22 protein-coding genes and 1 pseudogene are annotated in these 25,611 nt (G+C 72.6%); 15 read left to right on the forward strand and 8 right to left on the reverse strand.

Features of this window, described 5'->3' with window-relative positions:
• Positions 1 to 21: 21 nt before the first annotated feature.
• The 4 genes from ACIP8Z_RS28590 to ACIP8Z_RS28605 form a co-directional block, all read right to left on the reverse strand.
• Entirely contained in the window at positions 22 to 426 is a 405-nt protein-coding gene (locus ACIP8Z_RS28590) for an ATP-binding protein (protein WP_319322053.1), read from the reverse strand.
• Positions 427 to 496: 70 nt separating this feature from the next.
• Positions 497 to 2,239 (reverse strand): pyruvate dehydrogenase, encoded by a 1,743-nt coding sequence (locus ACIP8Z_RS28595; RefSeq protein WP_402088402.1) that lies wholly within the window; start codon positions 2,237 to 2,239, stop codon positions 497 to 499.
• A 55-nt stretch (positions 2,240 to 2,294) separates the two neighbouring features.
• Positions 2,295 to 3,893 (reverse strand): protein phosphatase 2C domain-containing protein, encoded by a 1,599-nt coding sequence (locus tag ACIP8Z_RS28600; RefSeq protein ID WP_402088405.1) that lies wholly within the window; start codon positions 3,891 to 3,893, stop codon positions 2,295 to 2,297.
• Positions 3,894 to 4,016: 123 nt separating this feature from the next.
• Positions 4,017 to 7,778: a S8 family peptidase gene (locus ACIP8Z_RS28605; RefSeq protein ID WP_402088408.1), complete on the reverse strand. Its 3,762-nt coding sequence runs from the start codon at positions 7,776 to 7,778 to the stop codon at positions 4,017 to 4,019.
• Positions 7,779 to 8,010: 232 nt separating this feature from the next.
• On the opposite strand from ACIP8Z_RS28605, the gene ACIP8Z_RS28610 reads away from it, so the two are divergent.
• From ACIP8Z_RS28610 to ACIP8Z_RS28625, 4 genes and pseudogenes are all read left to right on the forward strand, one after another.
• On the forward strand, positions 8,011 to 8,994 hold the full coding sequence (locus tag ACIP8Z_RS28610) for a helix-turn-helix domain-containing protein (RefSeq protein WP_402088410.1): 984 nt from the start codon (positions 8,011 to 8,013) through the stop codon (positions 8,992 to 8,994).
• A gap of 85 nt (positions 8,995 to 9,079) precedes the next feature.
• Complete coding sequence (locus ACIP8Z_RS28615; protein WP_402088412.1) at positions 9,080 to 9,514, forward strand: hypothetical protein; 435 nt, start codon at positions 9,080 to 9,082, stop codon at positions 9,512 to 9,514.
• A gap of 64 nt (positions 9,515 to 9,578) precedes the next feature.
• The gene (locus tag ACIP8Z_RS28620; RefSeq protein ID WP_402088415.1) at positions 9,579 to 10,061 is read left to right on the forward strand and encodes a DUF456 domain-containing protein; all 483 of its coding nucleotides are present in this window, start codon (positions 9,579 to 9,581) and stop codon (positions 10,059 to 10,061) included.
• Between the two features lie 52 nt (positions 10,062 to 10,113).
• Positions 10,114 to 10,341, forward strand: a pseudogene (locus ACIP8Z_RS28625) (PPOX class F420-dependent oxidoreductase); the annotation flags it as partial.
• On the opposite strand, the gene ACIP8Z_RS28630 reads toward ACIP8Z_RS28625, so the two are convergent.
• The gene (locus tag ACIP8Z_RS28630) at positions 10,274 to 11,719 is read right to left on the reverse strand and encodes a DNA-3-methyladenine glycosylase 2 family protein (protein ID WP_402088417.1); all 1,446 of its coding nucleotides are present in this window, start codon (positions 11,717 to 11,719) and stop codon (positions 10,274 to 10,276) included. The pseudogene ACIP8Z_RS28625 and the gene ACIP8Z_RS28630 overlap by 68 nt on opposite strands.
• 78 nt (positions 11,720 to 11,797) lie before the next feature.
• Positions 11,798 to 12,916: a ribosome small subunit-dependent GTPase A gene (rsgA, locus tag ACIP8Z_RS28635; RefSeq protein ID WP_402088420.1), complete on the reverse strand. Its 1,119-nt coding sequence runs from the start codon at positions 12,914 to 12,916 to the stop codon at positions 11,798 to 11,800.
• A 339-nt stretch (positions 12,917 to 13,255) separates the two neighbouring features.
• Between rsgA and ACIP8Z_RS28640 the strand changes: the two genes are divergently transcribed.
• Positions 13,256 to 13,720 carry a VOC family protein gene (locus ACIP8Z_RS28640; protein ID WP_402088423.1) on the forward strand — a complete coding sequence of 155 codons (465 nt, stop codon included), beginning with the start codon at positions 13,256 to 13,258 and terminating at the stop codon, positions 13,718 to 13,720.
• Here ACIP8Z_RS28640 and ACIP8Z_RS28645 read toward each other — a convergent pair.
• A complete protein-coding gene (locus ACIP8Z_RS28645) occupies positions 13,603 to 14,394 on the reverse strand; it encodes a helix-turn-helix domain-containing protein (protein WP_402088426.1) in 792 nt (263 codons plus the stop codon). The genes ACIP8Z_RS28640 and ACIP8Z_RS28645 overlap by 118 nt on opposite strands.
• Before the next feature lie 26 nt (positions 14,395 to 14,420).
• Complete coding sequence (locus ACIP8Z_RS28650; protein ID WP_402088429.1) at positions 14,421 to 15,545, reverse strand: YihY/virulence factor BrkB family protein; 1,125 nt, start codon at positions 15,543 to 15,545, stop codon at positions 14,421 to 14,423.
• Positions 15,546 to 15,562: 17 nt separating this feature from the next.
• On the opposite strand from ACIP8Z_RS28650, the gene ACIP8Z_RS28655 reads away from it, so the two are divergent.
• The 10 genes from ACIP8Z_RS28655 (at position 15,563) to ACIP8Z_RS28700 (ending at position 25,522) form a co-directional block, all read left to right on the forward strand.
• Complete coding sequence (locus tag ACIP8Z_RS28655) at positions 15,563 to 17,221, forward strand: acyl-CoA dehydrogenase family protein (RefSeq protein WP_402088431.1); 1,659 nt, start codon at positions 15,563 to 15,565, stop codon at positions 17,219 to 17,221.
• A 345-nt stretch (positions 17,222 to 17,566) separates the two neighbouring features.
• A complete protein-coding gene (locus tag ACIP8Z_RS28660; RefSeq protein ID WP_402088433.1) occupies positions 17,567 to 18,868 on the forward strand; it encodes a GAF domain-containing protein in 1,302 nt (433 codons plus the stop codon).
• A 255-nt stretch (positions 18,869 to 19,123) separates the two neighbouring features.
• A complete protein-coding gene (locus ACIP8Z_RS28665; RefSeq protein WP_402088435.1) occupies positions 19,124 to 19,693 on the forward strand; it encodes a GNAT family N-acetyltransferase in 570 nt (189 codons plus the stop codon).
• 193 nt (positions 19,694 to 19,886) lie between these two features.
• A complete protein-coding gene (locus tag ACIP8Z_RS28670; protein WP_310591794.1) occupies positions 19,887 to 19,970 on the forward strand; it encodes a putative leader peptide in 84 nt (27 codons plus the stop codon).
• 136 nt (positions 19,971 to 20,106) lie between these two features.
• Positions 20,107 to 21,804, forward strand: a complete 1,698-nt coding sequence (locus ACIP8Z_RS28675) for a nitrite/sulfite reductase (protein WP_319321903.1) — start codon at positions 20,107 to 20,109, stop codon at positions 21,802 to 21,804.
• On the forward strand, positions 21,801 to 21,980 hold the full coding sequence (locus ACIP8Z_RS28680; RefSeq protein ID WP_078944884.1) for a hypothetical protein: 180 nt from the start codon (positions 21,801 to 21,803) through the stop codon (positions 21,978 to 21,980). Before ACIP8Z_RS28675 ends, ACIP8Z_RS28680 begins: the two co-directional genes overlap by 4 nt.
• Positions 21,977 to 22,684: a phosphoadenylyl-sulfate reductase gene (locus ACIP8Z_RS28685; RefSeq protein WP_402088438.1), complete on the forward strand. Its 708-nt coding sequence runs from the start codon at positions 21,977 to 21,979 to the stop codon at positions 22,682 to 22,684. The genes ACIP8Z_RS28680 and ACIP8Z_RS28685 overlap by 4 nt, the downstream gene beginning before the upstream one ends.
• A 29-nt stretch (positions 22,685 to 22,713) precedes the next feature.
• Complete coding sequence (gene cysC / locus ACIP8Z_RS28690) at positions 22,714 to 23,247, forward strand: adenylyl-sulfate kinase (protein WP_383863651.1); 534 nt, start codon at positions 22,714 to 22,716, stop codon at positions 23,245 to 23,247.
• The gene (gene cysD / locus ACIP8Z_RS28695; RefSeq protein ID WP_355960028.1) at positions 23,244 to 24,179 is read left to right on the forward strand and encodes a sulfate adenylyltransferase subunit CysD; all 936 of its coding nucleotides are present in this window, start codon (positions 23,244 to 23,246) and stop codon (positions 24,177 to 24,179) included. Before cysC ends, cysD begins: the two co-directional genes overlap by 4 nt.
• Entirely contained in the window at positions 24,179 to 25,522 is a 1,344-nt protein-coding gene (locus tag ACIP8Z_RS28700) for a sulfate adenylyltransferase subunit 1 (protein WP_402088440.1), read from the forward strand. Before cysD ends, ACIP8Z_RS28700 begins: the two co-directional genes overlap by 1 nt.
• The last annotated feature ends 89 nt before the right edge of the window (positions 25,523 to 25,611 follow it).

The raw sequence follows: 25,611 nt of genomic DNA on the forward strand, positions 1-25,611 counted from the left end.
ACACACCGGCGGGGCCGCCTCTCAGGCGGCCCCGCCGTTCAGTTCGAACCACACCACCTTGCCCACCCCGTGGTTCTCGACCCCCCAGGAGTCGGCCAGGGCATCGACGAGGATCAGCCCCCTGCCGTGCGTACCGTCGTCGGCGGGCGGTACGTGCGGTGGCGCGAGACCGGGGACGAAGTCGCGGACCTCGACCCTCAGCTGCTCGGGCACGACCGTCGCCGTCACGACGGCCCCGTGCTCGGTGTGGATCAGGGCGTTGGTCACCAGCTCGCTGGTGAGCAGTTCCGCCACGTCGGAGGCGCCCGGTCGGCCCCATTTCCCCAGCAGTTCACGCAAGGCATGTCGCACCTCCGGCACCGCGGTGAGATCCTCGCATCCCACCTTTCTGAGCAGTTGAGTCGGCTGTCGTGCCTCCCCGGCCATATCCCCCACCCACAGATCGCGTCGAACAGGCTCACGGGGATGCATGCCCCGCCAAAACGCCCGCATTCCCTCAGAGTCGGGGCACGTTGCGCAGGTTGGAGCGGGCCATCTGGACCATCCGCCCCACTCCCCCGTCCAGGACGATCTTGCTGGCGGAGAGGGCGAAGCCGGTCACCATGTCGGCGCTGATCCGCGGGGGGATGGACAGCGCGTTGGGATCGGTGACGACGTCCACCAGGGCCGGTCCCTTGTGCTTGAAGGCGTCCTTGAGGGCGCTCGTCAGATGCTTGGGCTTCTCGACCCGCACGCCGTAGGCCCCGGCGGCGCGGGCGATGGCCGCGAAGTCCGGGTTCTTGTTCGTCGTTCCGTACGAGGGAAGTCCGGAGACCAGCATCTCCAGCTCGACCATGCCGAGCGAGGAGTTGTTGAAGACGATCACCTTCACCGGCAGGTCGTACTGCACGAGGGTGAGGAAGTCGCCCATCAGCATGGAGAATCCACCGTCCCCGGAGAGCGAGACGACCTGCCGGTTCCGGTCGGTGAACTGGGCGCCGATGGCCTGCGGCAGCGCGTTCGCCATCGAGCCGTGGCTGAACGAACCGATGATCCTGCGCCGCCCGTTGGGGCTGAGGTAGCGGGCCGCCCAGACGTTGCACATCCCGGTGTCGACCGTGAACACGGCGTCGTCATCGGCGAGTTCGTCGATCACGGAGGCCACGTACTCGGGGTGGATCGGGACGTGCTTCTCGACCTTGCGGGTGTAGGCCTTGACCACGCCTTCGAGCGCGTCGGCGTGCTTCTTGAGCATCTTGTCGAGGAAGCGCCGGTCGGTCTTCGCCCTGACCCGGGGGATCACACAGCGCAGGGTCTCCCGGACGTCGCCCCAGACGGCGAGGTCGAGCCGGGAGCGGCGGCCGAGGCGTTCGGGCCGGACGTCCACCTGGACGATCTTGACGTCGTCGGGCAGGAAGGCGTTGTACGGGAAGTCGGTGCCGAGCAGGATCAGCAGATCGCACTCGTGGGTGGCCTCGTACGCGGCGCCGTAGCCGAGCAGTCCACTCATGCCGACGTCGAACGGATTGTCGTACTGGATCCACTCCTTGCCCCGCAGCGCGTGGCCGACCGGTGACTTGATCCGCTCGGCGAACTGCATCACCTCGGGGTGTGCCCCGGCCGTCCCGCTGCCGCAGAAGAGCGTCACCCGGTCGGCCGCGTCGATCATCCGGACCAGGGCGTCGATCTCGGCGTCCCCCGGGCGGACGGTCGGCCGGGAGGTGACGAGCGCGGTCTCCACCGCCTTCTCCGGGGCCGGCTGGGAGGCGATGTCACCGGGCAGCGCGACGACACTGACGCCGCCGCGGCCGACGGCGTGCTGGATCGCGGTGTGGAGCAGCCGGGGCATCTGCCGCGGGTTGGAGATGAGTTCGCTGTAGTGGCTGCACTCGCGGAAGAGCTGGTCGGGGTGGGTCTCCTGGAAGTAGCCCAGGCCGATCTCGCTCGACGGGATGTGCGAGGCGAGGGCCAGGACCGGGGCCATCGAGCGGTGGGCGTCGTACAGGCCGTTGATGAGGTGCAGGTTCCCCGGTCCGCAGGAACCGGCGCAGGCGGCGAGGCCACCGGTGATCTGGGCCTCGGCGCCGGCGGCGAAGGCCGCGGTCTCCTCGTGCCGCACCTGGATCCAGTCGAGCGAGGGGGTACGGCGGATCGCGTCGACGACCGGGTTCAGGCTGTCACCGACGACGCCGTACAGGCGTCGGACTCCCGCGCGGACGAGGATGTCGACGAACTGCTCCGCCACGTTCTGTTTGGCCATGGCTCCATCAACCCATGGCCCGGCGGGTTGCGCCCGGCGGGTTGCGCCCGGTGGATTACGCCTCCCAGACACCCACCCCCGTACGGTCGTCGGCGTACCCGGTCACCCTCAGCTGGGTGTCGGCGAGGAACGCGGCCAGGCCGGGGGCCTCGGCGTCGGCCCAGCGGGCGGCCAGCTCGCGGGCGAGGGCGGGTTCGCCGCGCATCGGCTCCGCGAGGCCGGGTGAGGCGAGGAGCAGGGTGTCGCCGGGGCGGGCGACGGACGCGCGGAAGCGGAACGGCTCGGCAGGCGGCGGCACGGGCTCCTCGACGAGCGGTCCCGGCGCGGTCGTGATGCCGAGGTCCATGGTGAGCCGGTCGCCCTCCTCGGTCTCGGAGGCGACGTCCGGCGGAGGCGGCGAGCCGAATCCCACGACGGGGGCGCCGGTGACGGCGGCCGGCTCGGGCAGGAGCGGCTCGATGTCCTGCCAGGAGCCGTCACGGAGCCGGAAGAGACCGCCGCCGCCGATGCCGAAGAAGACCCGGGTTCGGCAGTCGGGGTCGGCGGGGACGAGCAGACAGCGGAGGGTCGCGGTGTACTCGTCGGGGGCGAGGCCGCGCTCGGCGGCGCGGGCGCGGAGTCTCCCGTACGTACGGTCGGTGAGCCGGTGCAGTCCCGACTTGAGGTCGCCGCGGCGGCCGGACCTGATGTCCTCGGAGAGGCGGGCGTGGCTGCGGCAGACGGCCTCGGCGATCCACTGGCAGGCGTCGGCGGCGGCGAGATGGGCGTCCTCGGCGGCGCGGGAGCCCGCGGCGACGGCGACGAGGACGAGCGCGGTCTCGTCGTGGCCGAAGCGGGCGGTGAGCAGGGCGTCGCGGCGGGGCTCGCCCCGGTAGCGCGCGGAGTCACCGCGTACGGAGGCGGCCCGCAGGGTGCAGGTGCCGTACCGGGCGCCGTCGAGCACGGTGTCGGACACCAGCTCGCCGAGCTCCCCGGGCCGGGCGACGGGCAGCGCGGTCGGCTCGGCCTCGTAGGTGGGCGGCCGACTGCCGACGTGTCCGGTACGGGGCCGGGGCACGGAGACCTCGACGGTGAGGTCGGGGCCGGAACCGGAGCCGGCCTCGGGCTCGGACGCGGGTTCGATCCCGGTCGTGGTCCCCTCGCGGTCGTCCGGTCTCCCGGGCACCTGGACGGTGGGCGTCTCGACGGGCGGGGCGGGCGGAGGCGGCGGTGGCGGGGCGGGAAAGGTCTGCGGGCCCTCCTGCCGCGCCTCCCAGGGCGCCCGCCCGGGCACGAGGGGTGCGGCGGGGCCGGGCGGCGGGGGCGGCGCGGCGGCCACCGGAGGCGAGGGCGGGGCGGGCGGCGCTGCGGGCGGGCTCGGCGCTGCCGGCGGGTTCGGCGGTGCGGCGGGCGGGCTCGGTGGTGCCGGCGGGTTCGGCGGCGCTGCGGGCGGGCTCGGCGCTGCGGCGGCCTTCGGCGGCACCGGGACCGGGACGGCCGCCTCGGCCCACGGGTCCGGCGTCTGGCCCGGAGTCGCGCCCGGCGGGCCCGTGGTGGCCCGGGTCGCCGTGGTGAAGTGGTCGTCGAGGGTGTCAGCCGACGCCGTCGGGGCCGTGTCCGGCGCCGACTCGTCGTAGAGCTTGTCCCACCAGTTGTCGTCCCCCTGCTGAGTCATGCCCTTATTGTCCACCGCGCGGGGCGCCCGAAAACGGGACATCAGGAAAACCGTTGCTGCAAATGGGTGATCCGCCGGGCGGCCCCACCCCCCACGGGAAGGACGCCCGGCGGACCGGCGTGATCAGCGCACGTCGTAGGCGCGGACCACGGTCTGGGTGACGGAGATGCCATTGGCGTCCGTCAGTTCGGTCTTCAGGGTGACCTGCTCACCGGTCGCGCCCGTGTGGTTCACGGTCGCGGTCCAGTGGCCGCCCTGCTGAGAGACCTGCGCTTCGGTCCAGGTCGTGCCTCCGTCGTAGGAGTACGAGAGCTTGGCCGAGGTGAGCGCCGCGGGAGTGTAGCCCGCGTGACCCGTCGCGGTGAGGCCGATGTGCTGGCCGTCGGTCGCGGCGAGGGTCTTGAGTCCGTCCTCCGGAAGGTCGTACCGGGGGAAGAGAATCGGGATGCCCTGAGAATAGACGCTCTCGTCGAGCTTGGAGGTGAATTTCCATACCGAATTGACGGAGTTCGAGCGGGCCCACACCTTGCTCCCGATCTTCATCACGTTCTGTTCGAGGGTGTACGTGCCCTCGTCGGCGGGCACCGGGAAGGCGCCGAACGGCCAGCCGCTCTCGCCGAGCACCTCGCCGTCGCGGCTGAGGCGGATGCCACCGATGTCACCGAAGGAACCGGCCTCGCCGTGGTGGGTGTTGTCGCCCCAGATCGCGGCGGAGAAGCCGATGTAGTTGCCCTGGCGCTCGGCGACGAGGACCGGCTTGCCGGTGCTGTCGCGCGGGGCGGTGGGGGTGACGACCCCGTCGTACCAGCGCTCGGTGCGCCGCTCGCCGGCCTTGTACGTGTGCGGGGTGCCGATCATGTACTCGCCGAACGGGAAGCTGGAGGACAGCATCCGGTCCCAACTCGTGTCACCGGCGGTGTAGTACTCGGTGCGGGTGCCCGGCGCGGAGACCGGAGCGAGGTCGCCGAAGGAGACCGACACGCCGTTGGGCCGGGAGGCGCCGCTGAAGTCGATGAAGTCGTTGGCGAGGCCCATGGCGCGGTAGGTGGACTCGGTGCGGCCGAGCTGCGCGTCGCGGACGCGGTAGTTCTTGTCGGCGCGGATCGACCCCTGCTCGGGGAAGGCGAGGTGGTAGAGGTACGGGCTCTTCGCCGTGGCCTTCCAGGAGAGGCCGACCTCGCCGGCGGCGAGCTTGCCGAGCAGGGCCGCGCCCTCGGCGGAGTCGACGGCGAGGACCGGGAAGCCGGCGCCGGTGAAGCCGCCCGTGGGGTACCAGCGGCCGGGGCCGGTGCGGTACGCGAGGACGGCCACCGCTCCGGCGGCCTTGGCGTTGCGGGCCACGGTCGTCGCCGAGTTGGAGGTGTCGGGGAAGCGGACCAGGGCGATGCGGCCTTGGACGCCGGCGGCCTTGAGCTCCTCGGGGGTGCCGGTGCCGGCGTCCACGAGACCGGCGGAGCCGGTGCCGTCGAGGTTGTCGGAGCCGGTGGAGGCGGTGACCGGGTGCAGGGTCAGGCCGTCGGTGGTCCGGAGCGAGGAGACCAGCGGGGCGGCGGTGCGCCAATAGCTGCCGAACTCGAAGTCGCCCTCGGCGGCCGCTCCTTCGACGGAGGCGTAGTAGCCGCGGATGGTGCGCCCGCCGGCGGCGGTGCCGGCGTGCAGCCAGAAGTCGTCCCACGACCGGGCGAACGCGAGCGTGGTGCCGCGGCTCTCGGAGGCCTTGTCGGTCGCGACCGAGAGCTTGTGGGCCTTGCGGGCGTCGAGGACGACGGTGGTGTCCTTCTTGACCTCCACCTGCGGGCGGCCGAGGTAGCTGAGCGAGTCGTTCAGCGTGGCGCCCTCACCCGCGTCGGGGGTGGTGACGAAGGAGGAGAGGAAGTAGCTGCCGGGGCGTACGCGGTAGACCTGGTCGGCGGCGCCGTCGTTGAAGCGGCGCTCGCCACTGGCGACGTCGGTGCCGATGACGTCGAGGGAGGAGGCTCCGGCGGCGGGGTTGCCCTGACGGTCGATCAGTTTGACGCGCAGGGTGACCGTTTCGGGCTCGACGTAGAGAGAGAACGGGGTGGAGACGTGGATGCCGCCCCTGCCGGTGGCGATCACGCGGCCGGTGACGTCGCCGTACTGGGCGCGGTCGAGGCGGGCCGTGGGGTCGAGCTCCAGCGGGACCTGGACGGTGGCGCCGGCGGGGACCGTCACGGTGCGCTTGCCGAGGCGGGCGACCGGACTCCGCACGGTGGAGCCGTCGTTGCCGGTGACCTTCTCGACGGCCAGGTTCAGGGTGACCGGGGCGCCGGAGGTGTTGGTGTACGGGACGGAGACCGTGGTGCGGTCGGTCCTGTCCTGCGGCCAGTTGAAGCTGCCGCCCTGGACGGCGGGCGAGCCGAGGACCGTCTGGTCGATCGCGGCCTTGACGTCGAGGCGGCCGCCGCCGACCTCGCGGACGTCGCCGGGGACGGAGCTCTCGGCGGAGGCGACGAGCGCGGCCTTGACCTGCTGGGCGGTCCAGCCGGGGTGGCGCTGCTTGACGATGGCGGCGGCGCCCGCGACGTGCGGGGTGGCCATCGACGTACCGGACATGGACTGGTAGGCGTACACGCCCCGGCCGCCGGCCGCGGCGGCGGAGATGCCGACGCCGGGCGCCGCTATCTCGGGCTTGAGGGTGTGGTTGACGATCGTCGGGCCGCGGCTGGAGAAGTACGCGGTGGAGTCGTCGCGGTCGGTGGCGCCGACGGTGAGCACGCTGGGGGCGCAGCCGGGCGAGGAGACCGTGTTGAGGGTGGGGCCCGAGTTTCCGGCGGCGATGACGAACAACGTGCCCTTGTTCTGAGCGAGTTCCTCGGCCGCGAGGCTCATCGGGTCGGTGCAGTCGGTGGGTACGGGGCTGCCGAGGCTCATCGAGACGACGTCGGCGCCCTGGGCGACGGCCCATTCCATGCCCGCGATGATCCAGGAGGCGGCGCCGGAGCCGGAGTCGTTGAGGACCTTGCCGTTGAGGAGGGCCGCGCCGGGCGCGACGCCCTTCTTCTTGCCGTCGCTCGCCGCGCCGGAGCCGCCGACGGTGGAGAGGGTGTGGGTGCCGTGGCCCTGGCGGTCGTCGGCGCTGTCGGAGTCGGTGAAGTTCTCCGAGGCGGTGATCCGGCCCTTGAGATCGGGGTGCTCGGCGTCGGCGCCGGTGTCGAGGACGGCGACCTTGGTGCCCGTGCCGTCGTAGCCGGCGGCCCAGGCCTCGGGGGCGTGGACCTGCTTCGTCGAGCGCTCCAGGGAGGCCTGGACCTTGCGGTCGAGCCAGAGCTTGGTGATTCCGGAGGCGGAGCGGGCCGTGGGGGTGTTCACCTCGGCCCAGAACGTGGCGGCCTGCTTCTTCTCCGCCTTGAGCGCGACGCCGTCGACGGTCTTGAGGACCTGGCCGCGCTTCGCGCCGCGCGGGGCGGCGGGGACGGAGCGCGCGAGGTCGGAGCCGTAGACCGCGATGAGGGGAAGCGTCGTACTGGCGGCGTCGTCGTAGCCCTGCCGGACGAGGCCGGTGACGTTGAAGAGCTCCTGGTCGACGCGGCCCGCGGCGAGCGCGTCGGTGGCGCCCTCGGGATAGACGTACAGGTCCTGGCCGGAGCGGCGGGTCTGGACCAGGGGGACGGTGCCGTCCTCGCGGGGCAGGGCGGTGGCGGAGGGGTTGCCGTCGGCGTCGCGGTCGACCACGACGCGGTCCCCGGTGACCAGGGTCACCGTGAGGGGACGGCCCCCGGTGCGGGCCGCGGCCTCGCTCCCTGCCGGCGGTCGCTTGCCGGCCGTGTCGTCCTGCGGCTCGTTCGCCACGGACGGCGCGACCGCGGTGACGGCCAGGACGACGGCTGTCGCCGCCCCCAGGGCCGTACGCGAAATCGGGCGCATCGCTCTCCCCATCTGATTCCGGAAAAAGGGCACAAGAAACCCGTCTCCGGAGGCTGTTGGTGCTGCGGTGGCGCCACATTGGCAGAGGTGAGGGCGGTACAGGGATGATGGGCGAGGCGGGAATACGCCGTGGCCGTTTCCCGCCAGGTCACCAACGGAACGAATGCCTCCGGTGAATGTCCTGGGAAGATCCGGGCGCACCGCCGGAGGTAGGGCGAGGGGTGGGGCATCCATGCTGGGAGCGATAGGACTCGACGAGCGCCAGGAGTCCGCGTACCGGGCGCTGGTCGCGCTGGGCGCGGCCGAGGTGACCGACCTGGCGCACCGGCTCGCGCTGCCCGAGCGGGACACCGAGCGGGCGCTGCGCCGCCTGGAGTCGCAGGGCCTGGCCGCGCAGTCCTCGGCCAGGATCGGGCGGTGGGTGGCGGCGCCGCCGGGGGTCGCCCTGGGCGCCCTCCTCACCCAGCAGCGCCACGAGCTGGAGCAGGCCGAGCTGGCGGCGAAGCTGCTCGCCGAGGAGTACCGGGCGGAGGCGGCGGAGGCCGCCGTGCACGACCTGGTCGAGGTGGTGACCGGCGCGAGCGCCGTCACCCACCGCTTCCTCCAGCTCCAGCTGGGCGCGCAGGAGGAGGTCTGCGCCCTGGTGACGGGCAAGCCGATCGCGGTCTCCGGCATGGAGAACGACGCGGAGGAGCAGGCCGCCGGGCGGGGGGTGCGCTACCGGGTGGTGATCGAGCGGGAGGTGCTGACGCTCCCGTCCGGGCTGCTCGAACTCTCGGCGGCGCTCAGCCGTGAGGAGCGGATCCGGGTCGCGGACCGGGTCCCGACGAAGCTGGTGGTCGCCGACGGGAACCTGGCGATGGTGCCGCTGACCGGGCGGGGCGCGGAACCGGCGGCGATCGTCGTGCACGCGAGCGGGCTCCTCGAATCGCTGATGGGCCTCTTCGAGTCGGTGTGGCGCGACGCGCTGCCGCTGCGGCTCGGGGCGGGCGCGCAGATCACCGAGGACGAGGCGCCCGGTCCGGACGTCATGGACCTGGAGATCCTGTCGCTGCTGCTCGCCGGGATGACGGACGCGAGCGTGGCCAAGCAGCTGGACCTGGGGCTGCGGACGGTGCAGCGCCGGGTGAAGGGCCTGATGGAGCTGACCGGGGTGACGACCCGGCTGCAGCTGGGCTGGCACGCGTACGAGAAGGGGTGGGTGGCACGCGGCTGAGCGGGGGCCGTATGGCAGGGTGAGCGCGCCCGGTTCGGACCTGCCGGCCCGCCGCCCTCCCGTACGACCCCTCAGGAGCACCGCCATGAACGGAAGGCGCCGCCGCGCCCTGCTGGCCACCGTCACCCCGCTGCTGGAGCCCGGGGAGCGGGTGGAGGTGACGAGCGTCGTCAACCTGAGCTCCGTCTCGGCGCGCCGGACCGCCGCGTTCGGTGTGGCGTCGGCCGTCTTCAGCGGTGGCACGATGGCGGTCATCCCGACGCCGACCCCGATGTACCTGGCGATGACCGACCGCCGGCTGTTCATCTTCCGCGCGGACCCGGTGTTCGCGAAGCCGGTGGAGCACACGATGACGCTCCAGCGGGCCGGTCTGGTCCGGTCGGAGATCACGGAGCGGTATGTGAACTCCTCCTTCGTCGTCTCCTCGCCGCACAGCGAGACCTCCCTGAAGATCCTGTTCCCGCTGCTCGGCCGCAAGGAGCGGGACCTCGTGGCCGCCGCCCTCCCCCTGGCCGGCTGACCCCCGCTCCTCCATTCGTCCGCCTTGACCTGCGGGAACACCCGAATTCCGGCACGCTGGGCACATGGGTGTGTGGCAGCTCCTGCTCGTCGCGACGGTGATGCTGCTCGGCCTGTTCGGGGTACTGGCGCCCGGCGTGCCGGGAACGTGGCTGGTGTGGGCGGCGATGCTGTGGTGGTCGCTGCACGAGCGGACCGACCTCGCGTGGATCCTGCTCGCCTCCACGACCGGTCTGCTGCTGCTCACCCAGGTGGTCGTCTGGCAGCTGCCGCCCCGCCGCTTCCGGGGCGTGGGCATCACCCGGCGGATGGTGGCGTACGCCGGTGCGGGCGCCCTTCTGGGCTTCGTCCTGGTCCCGGTGCTCGGCGCGATCCCCGGTTTCGTCGGCGGGATCTACCTCGCGGAGCGGCTCCGGCTCGGCGGCCACGGCCAGGCCAGGGCGGCGACCCGCACGGTGATGCGGGCGGCCGGCACGAGCGTCCTCGTGGAGCTGTTCTCCTGCCTGCTGATCGTGGGGGCGTGGGCGGGGGCGGTGCTCTGGGGCTGAGTCCTGGGCCGGAGGAGTGAGGGGCCCGGGCCCCGCTGCCGATCCGCCGGCTGAGAAGTGGCGCAACCGCGGAACGATCCGACGGTGGCGCCGGTCGTCGACGATCTCGCGAGCGTCCGCCCTGGCGGGTGCGGGGCGTCGAGATCCGGGGGGGGGGGAGGCGGAGCTGCTCGTCGGCCCGCACCCGCTGGGCCCGCGCGTCAGCGGGGAGGTCATCCGGATCCGTCCGCGCCGGATCCACAGCCGGGGCTTTGAGGAGTCCCCGGGAGCGGCGTCCTGAGGTAGCGGGCGGCGTACGAGCGCCAGGGGCGCCACTCCTCGGTGTCCGGGCCGTCCGTGGGGGGCACGTCGGGGTCGCCGAGCGCCCGCATCCGGATCAGGGCGGCGGCCTCGGCGGTGACGCCGGGCACGGCGAGCAGCGCGCGCTCGGCCTCGTCGCGGTCGGCGCCCGGGTCGAGGCGGACCTCGCCGTCGGTGAGCGCGCGGGCCAGCGGGCCCGCGACGGGGTGGCCGGTCAGCGCCCGGGGCTCCGGGAAGACATGGGTGAGGCTGCCGCAGCCGGTGGCCAGCGGGGTGCCGTGCTCCTCGACGACCCGGGCGGACTCCGCCGCGCCGAGCAGCGTCCGCAGGGCGAACTCCTCCGGTTCGGCCGTCCCCGGGGACCGTACGCCGGGCCGGGCGGCCACCTCGGCGGCGAGCCGGGGGGCCGCGCCGAGGCGCTCGGCGACCGCGTACGGGTCGGCGTTCAGGTCGAAGAGGCGGCGCAGCCGGTGCACGGCGGTGGTCAGGTCGCGCAGCTCGGTGAGATGGATCCGGGCCTCCAGCCAGCGCCCGGCGGAGCGCTCGTCGACGGAGACGATCCCGGTGCCGTACGGGAGGCGGAGGGTGCGCCGGTAGGTGCGGGCGCCGGGGGCGCCGACGACCTCCTCCACGCGAGGCACGGCCTCGGCCGCGAGCAGGTCGAAGACCTCGCCGGCCGCGTACGGCCCCCGGTGGGCGAGCCGCAGCGGCACCCCGGCGGCGAGCGCGGTGCGGGCTCCGGCGCCGCTGCCCGCCTCGGCGCGGAGGGAGGTGGGGGTGCGGGCGTAGACGGCGCGGATGGTCTCGTTGAACTGGCGGACGCTGGCGAATCCGGCCGCGAAGGCGATCTCGGTGACCGGAAGACCGGTGGTCTGGAGAAGCAGCCGTGCGGTGTGCGCCCGCTGGGCGCGGGCCAGTGCGACGGGTCCGGCGCCGAGCTCGGCGGTGAGCTGGCGCTGCACCTGCCGGGTGCTGTAGCCGAGGCGTCCGGCGAGGCCGGGCACGCCTTCCCGGTCGACGACGCCGTCGCCGATCATCCGCATCGCGCGCCCGACGACATCGGCCCGTACGTCCCAGGCCGCGGAGCCGGGCACGGCGTCCGGGCGGCAGCGGCGACAGGCCCGGAAGCCGTGGCCCTGGGCGGCGGCGGCCGTCGGGAAGAACGCGACGTTCTGCCGTTTGGGGGTGACGGCGGGGCAGCTGGGGCGGCAGTAGATGCCGGTGGTGCGGACGGCGAAGAAGAACTCTCCGTCGAACCGCGCGTCCCTGCTGCTGACCGCCTCGTAGCGGGTGTCGTCGTCCTTCACGTCTCCCAGTGTGCGACGGCCGACGACCCCCGGCTCGCGGTTTTCGGACACGGCGCTACGGGGGAGGGTCCGGCCCTCCCCCGTCACGCCCGCCATGGGGGAAAGGCCCGCCACTCCCCCGTACGCCCGCTACCGGACGTGTCCGCGCTTCAGCTCCATGGCGCGGCGGCCCTCGGCGCCCTTGCGCTTCCATTCCTTGAGGATCTCGGTGCGCACGCGGGCGTCGGTCTTGGCCACGATCCGCTGGTTCTCGCGGATCAGCTTGCGGTAGCTCTCCAGGCGGCGCACCGGAAGCGAGCCGTCCTCGATCGCCGCCGCCACCGCGCAGCCCGGCTCCGCCTCGTGGGCGCAGTCGTGGAAGCGGCAGTCCCCGGCCAGCTCCTCGATCTCCGAGAAGACCTGGCCGACACCCGTCTCGGCGTCCCAGAGCCCGACTCCGCGCAGCCCGGGGGTGTCGATGAGGACGCCTCCGCCCGGCAGGACGAAGAGGTTGCGGGTGGTCGTGGTGTGGCGGCCCTTGCCGTCGATGTCCCGGGCGGCCTGGACGGCCATGACGTCCTCGCCGACGAGGGCGTTGGCGAGGGTCGACTTCCCGGCGCCGGAGACGCCGAGGAGCACGGTCGTACCGCCCGCGACCACCGCGGACAGCACGTCGAGCCCCTCGCCCGTGGTCGAGCTGAGCGGCACCACCTGGACGCCGGGGGCGACCGTCTCCACGTCCTCGACGAGGTAGGAGAGCCCGACGGGGTCGGGCACGAGGTCCGCCTTGCTGAGGACCACGGTGGGCTGGGCGCCGGACTCCCAGGCCAGGGCGAGGAAGCGCTCGATCCGGCCGAGGTCGAGCTCGACGGCGAGCGAGACGGTGATGACGGCGTGGTCGACGTTGGCGGCGAGGATCTGGCCCTCGGACCGCTTGGATGAGGTGGACCGCGCGAAGGCCGTACGGCGCGGCAGGCACGCCCGTACGTAGCGGGGGTCGCCGACGCCCTCGGGGTCGACGGCGGCCCAGTCGCCGGTGCAGATGACCCGGAGCGGGTCGTGCGGGGTCACGAACGCCGTGTCGGCGCGCACGATCCCGTCGGCGGTGGCGATGTCGCACTGACCGCGGTCGACGCGGACGACCCGTCCGGGGACGAGTCCCTGGGCGGCGTACGGGGCGAAGGCGGTGGCCCACCCGGCGTCCCAGCCATGGGCGTCGAGCGGCGAGGAAGAGGAGGAGGAAGTGATGGGGGAAAGCGGGAAAGACAAGGGGGACCCTTCACAGGGGTGGCCCCGGCACACGCCGATCGGCGCGCAGAAGGAAGGTCAGCCGGCGACCACGGAGGTGGAGTGAACGAACTGCTGAATGCGGGCAACGCCCGTCGTGACGACAGCCATCGGTCACACCTCCTGGATCACGCACAGCGACAGTCACGGACGGCACAACGGCCGGTCCATGAGAACGACATGACCTTAGCGCGACCCGTTCGGACCACGCCAGGCATTTATTTTCGGCCTTTGCAGGACCTTTTTCCGGCCATGTTCCGGTCGGGGCCGAGGTCCGATTCGTACAAGACCGGCCGGGGACGGCCTGCCTACCGTGCCCTCATGGACACAGCACCCATCACCCCGCACCTGGACCTGATCGGCCTCGTCGTCTCCGACATGGCCGCCTCGCTCGCCTTCTACCGCCGCCTCGGCCTGGACCTCCCGGACGGGGCCGAGTCCGCCCCGCACGTGGAGACCGCGCTGCCGGGCGGACTGCGGATCGCCTGGGACACGGAGGACGTCGTGCGCTCCTTCGACCCCGACCGGCGGCGGCCCGAGGGCGGCAACCGGATCGAGCTCGCCTTCCGGTGCGCCACGCCGGAGGCCGTGGACGCGACGTACGAGGAGCTGGTCGCCGCCGGGTACCGGGGGCATCTGAAGCCCTGGGACGCCTTCTGGGGCCAGCGTTACGCGGTGGTCCTCGACCCGGACGGCAGCGGCGTCTCGCTGTTCGCCGACCCCGCCACGGACCCCACAGACGCGACGGACGTCACGGACGTCGCAGAGGCCACGGACGCCACGTAGGCACCGAGGGTCGTCCCGGCCAGCGCCCTGGTCTCGCGAGCGAGATGGGCCTGGTCGACGCAGCCCGCCCGGACGGCCGCCTCGGCGTACGGCACGCCGGCCAGGACCAGGGCGAGCGCCCGCTGGAGCCGGAGCACGCGGGCGAGTGTCTTCGGGCCGTAGCCGAAGGCGTCCAGGGACCGCCGGTGCAGCTGCCGGGCGCCGATCCCGACCGCTTCGGCCGCCTCGGCGACCGCCCGGCCGGCCGCGAGGCGCGCCACGACGGCCCGGAGCAGCGGATCGGGCGCGGGGGCCTCGGCGGCCCTGCGCCGGACGAGTTCGTCCAGGGCGGCGGCCGGGTCGGGGGCCTCGCCGATCCGCTCGCCGAGCCGCCGCGCCCCGACCTCGCCCCACAGCGCGCCGAGGGCGACGCGCCGGTCGCGGAGCTCATGGGCCGGGACGCCGAGGAAGCCGGGCGCGTCACCGGGGGCGAAGCGGATGCCCGCGTACCGTGCGGCGAACTCCCCGGGTACGTACGCGCGTGTGTCGGGTCCGGCGACGAGAAGGTGTCCGTCGGCCCAGATCAGGTCCATGCAGCCGTCGGGCAGGACGGGCCGGGCGCCGTCCGTGGCGGGGCCGGCGGTCCGGGTCCACAGGACGGCTCCGTCGAGCAGGGCGGGGCGCTCCTCGTACACACCTCAAAAATAGCCCCGCCGGTCGGTCAGTCCTTCTCCCAGCCGGAGTGGAGGCGGGACTTCACGTCGTCCGGGGGCAGGAACCGGGACCAGCGCTCGGGGAACTCGGACGGCATGTCCGGGTCGTCCTCGTCGACGTCCTCCGCCTCGGCGCGCACGCGTGCGACGAGTTCCGCCGCCTGGATGGCGCGGGCCCGCTCGTTCGCCTCGCGGGCCGCCGCGGTGGCCACGGAGGGCCAGACGCGGTCGATGGCCGCGTTCACGGCGGCGCCGACCAGGACGGCGAAGGCCGAGATGCCGATCCAGAGGAGGACGGCGATGGGGGCGGCGAGGGAGCCGTAGATCGTCGGTCCCTCGACCTGGCTGGTGAGGTAGATGCGCAGCAGGAAGCTGCCGAGGACCCACATCGCGAGGGCGACGAGGGCGCCCGGGATGTCCTCGATCCAGGGCGATCTGACGGGCACGGACACGTGGTAGAGCGTGGTGAGGAAGGCGATGGAGAGCAGGATGACGGCGGGCCAGTAGAGGACGGCGACGACCTCCGTGCCCCAGGGGAAGAATTCGACGACCCGGTCGGGGCCGACCACCGCGAGGGGCAGGACGACCGCTCCGATGATCAGGGCCACGATGTAGAGCAGGAAGGCCAGGAGCCGGGTCTTCACGATGCCGCGGTGGCCGTCGAGCCCGTACATGACGGTGATGGTGTCGATGAAGACGTTCACCGCGCGTGATCCGGACCAGAGGGCGATCGCGAACCCGAGGGAGACCAGCTCGGGGCGTTTGCCCTGGGTCACGTCGTCCAGGAGCGGTTTCGCGATGTCATGGACCCCGCGGTCGGAGAGAACCGTTCCGGCGGCGCGGAGGATGTTCTCCTCGATGCTCGCGACGGTGTCCGTGTTGGTCCAGTCGTCGGCGTAGCCGAGGAGGGCGATCAGGCCGAGGAGCAGCGGCGGCAGCGACAGCAGGGTGAAGAACGCCGCCTCGGCGGCGAGGCCGAGGATCCGGTACTCGATGCACGAGTTGACGGTGTCCTTGAGGAGCAGCCAGACCATCTTCCGCTTCGAGACGTTGCGGTAGAGGACGCGCGCACGGTGGAGCCTGCTCCAGGGCCGCCGCTCGGGCCGTTCGGGTGTTTCGCTTGCTGCCTGCACCTGCTTACCGTATCGGCATGGCAGCGAGCACCCACACCGTGACCAACCAGGCTCCGCCCCTGGTCGGGTACGACGTCTTCATGACCGATCCCGTCCTGACGGAGGCGGTCGAACGACACCTCGCGCCGGAGCTCCTCACGGAGGTCCGCGAGGACCTCGTCGTGCTCGGCCGGGCCGCCGGTTCGGCCCAGGTCCGGGAGTGGGGCGAGCGGGCGAACGCCAACCCGCCGCGGCTGCGGACCCACGACCGGTACGGCCACCGGATCGACGAGGTCGACTTCGATCCGGCCTGGCACCGGCTCCTCGGCAAGTCGGTGGGGGCCGGGCTGACGGACGCGTGGGGGCGCCCGGGCGGTCATGTGCGCCGGGCCGCCGGGTTCCTGGTCGTGTCGCAGGCGGAGGCGGGGCACGGCTGCCCGCTGTCGATGACGCACGCCGCCGTGCCCGCGCTGCGCGCCGAGCCGGAGCTCGCCGAGGTGTGGGAGCCGGCGGCGACCTCGCACGTGTACGAGCGGGGGCTCCGCCCGGTCGCGGAGAAGCCGGGTGTCCTGCTCGGGATGGCGATGACGGAGAAGCAGGGCGGCAGTGACGTCCGGGCGAACACGACGGAGGCGCACCCGCTGGCGGCCGACGGGGAGTACGTCCTGACGGGGCACAAGTGGTTCTGTTCGGCGCCGATGTCGGACGCCTTCCTGGTCCTCGCGCAGGCGCCGGCGGGGCTGACCTGTTTCCTGGTGCCGCGGGTCCTCGCGGACGGCTCGCGCAACGCCTTCGCGATCCAGCGTCTGAAGGACAAGCTGGGCAACCGTTCGAACGCCTCCGCCGAGGTGGAGTTCGACGGGACGACCTGGGCGCGCCGGGTCGGCGAGGAGGGGCGCGGGCTCCGCACGATCATGGGCATGGTGGCGGCGACCCGGCTCGACTGCGTCCTCGGTTCGGCGGCGCTGATGCGGCAGGCGGTGGCTCAGGCCGTGCACCACTGCGCGTACCGCGAGGCCTTCGGCGGGCCGCTGATCGAGAAGCCGCTGATGCGGAACGTCCTCGCGGATCTGGCCCTGGAGTCGGAGGCGGCGACGGTCTTGGGCATGCGTCTGGCGGCGGCCTACGACGCCGCCGGTACCGGCGGCGGCAGCGACGCCGAGCGGGAGCGGGCCCTGCTCCGTATCACCGTTCCGGCGGCGAAGTACTGGGTCACGAAGCGGTGCACGCCGATGGTGGCGGAGGCGCTGGAGTGCCTGGGCGGCAACGGGTACGTGGAGGAGTCCGGGATGCCCCGGCTGCTGCGGGAGTCGCCGCTCAACTCGGTCTGGGAGGGCTCGGGGAACGTCCAGGCGCTCGACGTGGTCCGGGCGCTGCGGACGGAGCCCGCCGCGCTGGACGCGTTCCTGCGGGAGGTCGGGGCGGCGCGGGGCGCGGACCACCGGCTCGACCGGGCGATCCGGGGGCTGCTCGTCGAACTGGCGGACCTGGACGGGATCGAGGCGCGGGCGCGGCGGATCACTGAGCGGCTCGCGCTGGTCCTCCAGGGGGCGCTCCTGGTGCGGTGGGCGCCGCCGGAGGTCGCGGACGCCTTCTGCGCGGCGCGTCTCGGCGGGGACGGGGGCGCGGCGTTCGGGACGCTGCCGCACACGCTGGACCTGCGGGCGCTGGTGGAGCGGGCACGGGTGGAGGCCTGAGGCGAGTCGGTACGCCTGGTGAAGACCTGAGGCGGCTCCGTACATCGGGGACCTGAGGCGACTGCGTACGTACACCCGGGGGAAGTTCGCCGCGCGTGCCAGGGGTGGACCGCGAGGGTCGGCACGCGCGGAAAAGCGGGGGTGGTGCTGCGCCGACACGGCACCACCCGCCGCTCGCACCACCTTCACCCAGGGGGCCGATCGGCGACCAGAGTTGCAAAGGGTTGCAGGATTACCCGAACCGGGCCTCGCGGGACGCTTCCGAACGGCACGATGGGCACCGACACTCCGGACATCTGCCCCGTGCAGAACCGATACAGCACCCCGGGTGGCTGGGAGAGACCGATGAATAACACGCAGCTCGACATGAAGCGCCTCGCCGCCATGGACGCCGCCCAGGCCACCCGGCTGCTCCACCGGGTCCGCGAGGAGACGCTCGCCGGCCGTACGCCCCCGATCGCGCCCCGCGCGGTGATCGACGCGTCCTGGCAACGGATGGCGCGGCTGGGACTCGACCCGGACCAGGGGACGAACAGCGTGCTGCTCCAGCGCGACGAGCTGGAGGAGCGGCGCAGGACCACGCTCCTCTCCGAGGTCATGCAGACGCTCAGCGGCGGGCTCGCCGGCATCGCCGACACCTCCCTCCAGATCATGGTGGTCACCGACGAGCACGGCCGGGTGTTGTGGCGGCAGGGGAACCTCGCGGTGATGCGGCAGGCGAACGGCATCTGTCTGGAGGAGGGCGCGGCCTGGACCGAGCACACCACCGGGACGAACGCGGTCGGTACGGCCCTCGCCATGGGCCGGGCGGTCCAGGTGCACTCCGCCGAGCACTACGTCCAGGCGCTCCACAACTGGACCTGCGCCGCCGCGCCCGTGCACGACCCGCGCGACCGGCGGCTGCTCGGCATCGTGGACGTGAGCGGCCCCGCGTCAAGCTTCCATCCGGCGATGCTGGCCCTGGTCGGCTCGGTGGCCCAGCTCGCCGAGGCGGAGATGCGGGAGCGGCACCGCAGCTCGGTCGAGCGGCTGCGGGCGGTGGCCGCGCCGATCCTGTGCCGGGTGGGCGGACGCGCCGTCGCCGTGGACACCCACGGCTGGACGGCGGCCGTGACGGGGCTCGCGCCGGTGGACCGGATCACGCTGCCGAAGTCCTTCCGGTCCGGCCGGATGTGGCTGCCCTCGCTCGGCGTGTGCGCGGTGGAGCCGCTGCCGGGCGGCTGGCTGCTGCGGGTCGAGGAGGAGACGCCGGCGGAGGAGCCGGGCACGGCGGCGGCGAGCCGGGTGGTCCTCGACCTGAGCAGACCGCGCCGCTGGACGGTGTCCGTCTCGGGGGCGGCGGGCAGCTGGCAGCAGGAGCTGAGCCCTCGGCACGCGGAGCTCCTCTACGTCCTGGCGATGCACCGGGACGGCCGGACGGCGGCGGAGCTGGCGCACGACGTGTTCGGGGACCGTACGCGGACGGTGACCGTACGGGCGGAGATGTCCCGGGTACGCCGGAACCTGGCCGGGGTCCTGGCGCACCGCCCCTACCGCTTCAGCGAGGAGGTCGCGGTGGAGGTCCTCCGCCCGGAACGCCCGGCCGACCTGCTGCCCCACTCCCTGGCACCGGCGGTACGGGGCCCCCGCACGGGCACGATCGCGTAGCGCCCGGGGCGCGTCGGACGTCCGGGCGCGTCGGACGCCCGGGGCGCGTCGGACGTCCGGGGTGCGGGGTGCCGGGGCGCGTCGGACGTGCGGGGCCCGTGAGACGTGCAGGGCGCGCGGGACGTGCAGTGCGCTCAGGGCGCGGACGGCCCCGATCCGGCCACGTCTGTCCAGCATGCGGACACCCCGGACCGGCGGCCCCACCGCCCGACCCCCCGGTCGCCTCGCCGAACGGGGCCGTGATGCGATGAACCCATGCGCATCACTCTCACCACCTGGTCCCTCGAACAGACCTCCCCCGCCGATCTGCGCCCCTCCCCCGCCCCGGAGGGTGACGACATCACCATCGCGCGGGCCGCGGTCCCGTCGCCGGAGTACAGCCGCTTCCTCTATACGGCGGTCGGCGGCGACATCCGCTGGAACGACAGGCTGTCGCTGACGTACAAGCAGTGGCAGGAGATCGTCGAGAAGCCGGGCGCCGAGATCTGGGTGGCGTACGACAAGGGGACGCCGGCCGGGTACGTGGAGCTGGACCCTCAGGACGACGGCGTCGTGGAGATCGTCTACTTCGGCCTCATCCCGGCCTTCCGGGGACGCCGGATCGGTGGTCACCTGCTGTCGTACGGGGTGGCGCGGGCCTGGGACCTGGCCGAGCGCTGGCCCGGGCGGGAGGCGACGCGGCGCGTCTGGCTGCACACCTGCTCGCTCGACGGCCCGCACGCCATGGCCAACTACGAGCGCCGCGGCTTCCGGCTCTTCGACACCAAGGTGGAGGAGGTCGACGAGACCGAGGCCCCGGGCCCGTGGCCGGGCGCCCACGCCTGACGCCGCCGGCCGCGCCCCTCGGCGCGCGCGACGTACACGCCGCCCGGCACCCCGTACCGAAGACCCGCGAAGGGGCCCTGATCAGGGCCCCTTTCGCGTGACCCACACCACACCATCTCACAAAACGAGACGACTACGTCCATATTCTGGACGATGCTGGACTGGGTCCAAAGTCCCGTGACACGCTTCCGTCATGTCTGGAACTGGAATTGCCTTGGTGAGTCGGCGGCACGTCGACCTGGGCCGCATGTCCAGCGCCATCTGTCCGGCGCGCTGAGAGAACCAGCACCGCCGCGATCACTTTTCAGCACGACTCTGCCCGACCCTGCTGCGCACTGACGCGCCACCCTCCGACCTGAGCGCCAGTGTGCAGGTCAGAGCCGCCCTCTCGCAGTCCCGAAGGACAAGACGCCATGGCCGCCACCCCGGAAAACCCCACTCCCGCCGCCGCACGCCGCAAGACCGGGCGCCACCGTGGCGAGGGTCAGTGGGCCGTGGGGCACTTCACCCCCCTGAACGGCAATGAGCAGTTCAAGAAGGACGACGACGGTCTCAACGTACGGACACGTATTGAGACGGTCTACTCGAAGCGCGGATTCGACTCCATCGACCCCAACGACCTGCGCGGACGCATGCGCTGGTGGGGCCTCTACACCCAGCGCAAGCAGGGTCTGGACGGCACCAAGACGGGTGTCCTGGAGCCGGAGGAGCTGGACGACGAGTACTTCATGCTCCGCGTCCGGATCGACGGCGGCCGGCTGACCACCGAGCAGCTCCGGGTCATCGGCGAGATCTCCGAGGAGTTCGCCCGGGGCACCGCCGACATCACGGACCGGCAGAACGTCCAGTACCACTGGATCCGCATCGAGGACGTCCCCGAGATCTGGAACCGCCTGGAGGCGGTCGGTCTGTCCACCACCGAGGCCTGCGGCGACACCCCGCGTGTCATCCTCGGTTCCCCGGTGGCCGGCATCGCGGCCGACGAGATCATCGACGGCACGCCCGCGATCGACGAGATCTACCGTCGGATCGTCGGCAACAAGGACTTCTCCAACCTGCCCCGCAAGTTCAAGTCCGCGATCTCCGGCTCGCCGCTGCTCGACGTGGCGCACGAGATCAACGACATCGCCTTCGTCGGCGTGAACCATCCGGAGCACGGCCCCGGCTTCGACGTCTGGGTCGGCGGCGGTCTCTCCACCAACCCCAAGCTGGGCGTCCGCCTCGGCACCTGGGTCTCCCTCGACGAGGTCCCGGACGTCTACGAGGGCGTCATCTCGATCTTCCGCGACTACGGCTACCGCCGGCTGCGCAACCGCGCCCGGCTGAAGTTCCTCGTCGCCGACTGGGGCCCGGAGAAGTTCCGCCAGGTCCTGGAGGACGAGTACCTCCAGCGCAAGCTGACCGACGGCCCCGCCCCCGAGCAGCCCGCCGGCCGCTGGCGCGACCACGTCGGTGTGCACCGCCAGCAGGACGGCAAGTTCTACGTGGGCTTCGCGCCGCGCGTCGGACGGGTCGACGGCGCCACCCTGACGAAGATCGCCGCGGTCGCCGAGGCGCACGGCTCCGGCCGGGTCCGCACCACCGCCGAGCAGAAGATGCTCGTCCTCGACATCGAGGAGGCGCAGGTCGAGTCGATCGTCGCCGCGCTGGAGGCCCTCGACCTGCGGGTCACGCCCTCGCCGTTCCGACGCGGCACGATGGCCTGCACCGGCATCGAGTTCTGCAAGCTCGCGATCGTCGAGACCAAGGCGCGCGGTGCCTCGCTCATCGACGAACTGGAGCGTCGCGTCCCGGAGTTCGACGAGCCGCTGACGATCAACATCAACGGCTGCCCGAACGCCTGCGCCCGCATCCAGGTCGCGGACATCGGCCTCAAGGGCCAGCTGGTCCTGGACGACGAGGGCAACCGCGTCGAGGGCTACCAGGTGCACCTGGGCGGCGCGCTCGGCCTGGAGGCCGGCTTCGGCCGCAAGGTCCGCGGCCTCAAGGTCACCGCGGCCGAACTCCCCGACTACGTGGAGCGGGTCCTCAAGCGCTTCCAGGCGGAGCGCGAGACCGGCGAGCGCTTCGCGACCTGGGCGGCCCGTGCCTCGGAAGAGGCGCTGTCATGAGCGAGCGTGCCGCACCGTTCCACTGCCCCTACTGCGGCGACGAGGACCTGCGTCCCAACGAGCAGGGTCACGGCGCCTGGGAATGCGCCGCGTGCAGCCGAGCCTTCCAGCTGAAGTTCCTGGGGCTGCTCGCCCCCGGCACTTCGGGCAACACCCCTGGAGGGAAAGAGATATGACGCTCACTCAGGACGCCACCACGGCCGACCTCAAGGCACTCGCCGAGCAGGCCGGCCGTGATCTGGAGGACGCCTCCGCGCTGGAGATCCTCCGCTGGGCCGTGGACACCTTCGGTGAGGGCTTCTGCGTCACGTCCTCCATGGAGGACGCGGTCGTCGCCCATCTCGCCTCGCGGGTCCGGCCCGGCGTGGACGTCGTCTTCCTCGACACCGGCTACCACTTCGAGGAGACCATCGGCACCCGTGACGCCGTGGACGCCGTCATGGACGTCCACGTCATCACCCTGACCCCGCGTCAGACCGTGGCCGAGCAGGACGCCGAGTACGGCGCGAAACTCCACGACCGCGACCCCGACCTGTGCTGCGCGCTGCGCAAGGTCAAGCCCCTCGAAGAGGGCCTGACCCGGTACAGCGCGTGGGCGACCGGTCTGCGCCGCGACGAGTCCCCCACCCGGGCGAACACCCCGGTCGTCGGCTGGGACGAGAAGCGCCGCAAGGTCAAGGTCTCCCCCATCGCCCGCTGGACGCAGGACGACGTCGACGCGTACGTCACGGAGCACGGCGTCCTCACCAACCCGCTCCTGATGGACGGATACGCCTCCGTCGGCTGCGCCCCCTGCACCCGCCGGGTCCTGGAGGGCGAGGACGCCCGCGCCGGACGCTGGGCGGGCCGCGGCAAGACCGAATGCGGGCTGCACGGATGACGGACACTCAGGAAGTTCAGGAGAAGCACGTGACGGGTGCCACCATCTGGCTCACCGGCCTGCCGAGCGCCGGCAAGACCACCATCGCGTACGAGCTGGCCGGCCGGCTCCGCGAGGAGGGCCACCGGGTCGAGGTGCTCGACGGCGACGAGATCCGTGAGTTCCTCTCCGCGGGCCTCGGCTTCAGCCGCGAGGACCGGCACACCAACGTGCAGCGGATCGGGTTCGTCGCGGAGCTGCTCGCCTCCAACGGCGTGAAGGCCCTCGTCCCCGTCATCGCCCCGTACGAGGACAGCCGCGAGGCGGTCCGCAAGCGCCACGCGTCCGAAGGCACCCCCTACGTCGAGGTGCACGTCGCCACTCCGGTGGACGTCTGCTCCGTACGCGACGTGAAGGGCCTCTACGCCAAGCAGGCCGCCGGCGAGATCAGCGGTCTCACCGGCGTCGACGACCCGTACGACGAGCCGCGCGACCCGGATCTGCGGATCGAGTCCCACACCCAGACCGTGCAGGAGTCCGCGGCGCAGCTCCACGCGCTGCTCACCGAGAGGGGTCTGCTGTGACCACCGTCGCCCATGTTCACGACAGCACCGACAACCCGTTCGCGCTGTCGCACCTCGACTCCCTGGAGTCCGAGGCCGTCCACATCTTCCGTGAGGTGGCGGGCGAGTTCGAGCGTCCGGTGATCCTCTTCTCCGGCGGCAAGGACTCCATCGTCATGCTGCACCTGGCGCTGAAGGCCTTCGCCCCCGCGGCGATCCCCTTCACGCTGCTGCACGTCGACACCGGGCACAACTTCCCCGAGGTCCTGGAGTACCGCGACCGCACCGTCGCCAAGCACGGCCTGCGGCTGCACGTCGCCTCCGTGCAGGAGTACATCGACGCCGGCAAGCTCCGCGAGCGCCCCGACGGCACCCGCAACCCGCTGCAGACCGTGCCGCTCACCGAGGCGATCCAGCAGCACCGCTTCGACGCCGTCTTCGGCGGCGGCCGCCGCGACGAGGAGAAGGCCCGCGCCAAGGAGCGGGTGTTCTCGCTGCGCGACGAGTTCTCGCAGTGGGACCCGCGCCGCCAGCGCCCCGAGCTGTGGCAGCTCTACAACGGCCGGCACGCCCCCGGCGAGCACGTCCGCGTCTTCCCGCTGTCCAACTGGACCGAGCTGGACGTCTGGCAGTACATCCAGCGCGAGGAGATCGAGCTCCCGGAGATCTACTTCGCCCATGAGCGCGAGGTGTTCGCCCGCAGCGGCATGTGGCTGACGGCCGGCGACTGGGGCGGCCCGAAGGAGTCCGAGACCACGCAGACGCGGCTGATCCGCTACCGCACCGTCGGCGACATGTCCTGCACCGGCGCCGTCGACTCCGACGCCACCACGCTGGACGCCGTCATCGCCGAGATCGCCGCCTCCCGGCTCACCGAGCGGGGCGCGACCCGCGCCGACGACAAGATGTCCGAGGCCGCGATGGAAGACCGCAAGCGCGAAGGGTACTTCTAATGAGCACGTCCACCGAGCAGCTGACCGAGCAGCTGGCGGCCACCACCCTGCTGCGCTTCGCCACCGCCGGCTCCGTCGACGACGGCAAGTCCACCCTGGTGGGCCGGCTCCTCCACGACTCCAAGTCGGTCCTGGTGGACCAGCTGGAGGCCGTGGAGCACGCCTCGCGCTCCCGCGGCCAGGAGGCCCCCGACCTGGCGCTCCTCACCGACGGTCTGCGGGCCGAGCGCGAGCAGGGCATCACCATCGACGTGGCCTACCGCTACTTCGCGACGCCCCGCCGCCGCTTCATCCTCGCCGACACCCCCGGGCACGTGCAGTACACCCGGAACATGGTGACCGGCGCCTCCACCGCCGAGCTGGCCGTGGTCCTCGTCGACGCCCGCAACGGCGTGGTCGAGCAGACCCGCCGGCACGCGGCCGTCGCCGCGCTGCTCCGCGTCCCGCACGTGGTCCTGGCCGTGAACAAGATGGACCTGGTCGAGTACCGGGAGCCCGTCTTCGCCGCGATCGCCGAGGAGTTCACGACGTACGCCTCCGAGCTCGGCGTCCCGGAGATCACCGCGATCCCGATCTCCGCGCTGGCCGGCGACAACGTCGTGGAGCCGTCCGCGAACATGGACTGGTACGGCGGCCCGACGGTCCTCGAACACCTGGAGACCGTCCCGGTCAGCCACGACCTGACGGCCTGCCACGCGCGGTTCCCCGTGCAGTACGTGATCCGCCCGCAGACCGCCGAGCACCCCGACTACCGGGGCTACGCCGGTCAGATCGCGGCCGGTGCCTTCCGGGTCGGCGAGGAGATCACCGTCCTGCCGTCGGGGAAGACCTCCACGATCACCGGGATCGACGCGCTGGGCGAGGCCGTGGACATCGCCTGGGCCCCGCAGTCGGTCACCATCCGGCTCGCCGACGACATCGACATCTCGCGCGGCGACCTGCTCGCCCCGAGCGGTGACGCCCCGCCGACCACGCAGGACATCGAGGCGACCGTCTGCCACGTGGCGGACCACCCGCTCGCCGTCGGCCAGCGGGTGCTCCTGAAGCACACCACCCGCACGGTCAAGGCGATCGTCAAGGAGATCCCCTCGCGGCTGACCCTCGACGACCTCTCGCAGCACCCGAACCCGGGGCAGCTGGTCGCCAACGACATCGGCCGGGTCGTGGTGCGCACCGCCGAGCCGCTCGCGCTCGACGCGTACGCCGACTCGCGCCGCACCGGTTCGTTCCTGCTGATCGACCCGGCTGACGGCACCACGCTCGCGGCGGGCATGGCGGGCGCGTCCTTCGCCACCGCCAAGGCCGTCGCGGTCGTCGAGGACGAGGAAGGATGGGACTTCTGACATGAGCGAGAACGTCTACGCCACCTTCGCGAAGGAGGGCGGCCGGGTGGGCTCCGGCGCCCTCGGCGCCGGCATGGGAGGCGTCGCGC

This window comes from Streptomyces sp. NPDC088553, assembly GCF_044752965.1.
In the GTDB taxonomy this organism is placed as follows: domain Bacteria; phylum Actinomycetota; class Actinomycetes; order Streptomycetales; family Streptomycetaceae; genus Streptomyces.